Source organism: Stenotrophomonas sp. SrG, from assembly GCF_050031795.1.
Taxonomy (GTDB): domain Bacteria; phylum Pseudomonadota; class Gammaproteobacteria; order Xanthomonadales; family Xanthomonadaceae; genus Stenotrophomonas; species Stenotrophomonas rhizophila_A.
On record NZ_JBNBBE010001037.1, the window covers coordinates 1 to 240 of the forward strand.

Below are 240 nucleotides of genomic sequence, written 5' to 3' on the forward strand. Positions count from 1 at the left end.
GCACTGGCAGCTGCTGGCGCTCACCATCGGTGCGGCGTTGGTCGGAATCGTCACTTTCGGCTCGCTGTCCGGCTCGATGCTGCCCTTCATCCTCAAGCGCCTGGGCTTCGACCCGGCCCGCGCCTCGGCACCGTTCGTGGCCACCCTGGTCGACGTCACCGGCCGGGGGAGCTACTTCAGCATCGCGGCGATGATCCTGCGCGGCACGCTGCTGTAACCGCACCATGTCGCCCCGCCGCG

1 protein-coding gene is annotated in these 240 nt (G+C 69.6%); it reads left to right on the top strand.

Features of this window, described 5'->3' with window-relative positions; translation table 11 throughout:
• The coding region (locus ACQG3P_RS22635) for a magnesium transporter (protein ID WP_426806305.1) at positions 1–217 on the top strand (217 nt) is incomplete at its 5' end.
• Between the last annotated feature and the right edge of the window lie 23 nt (positions 218–240).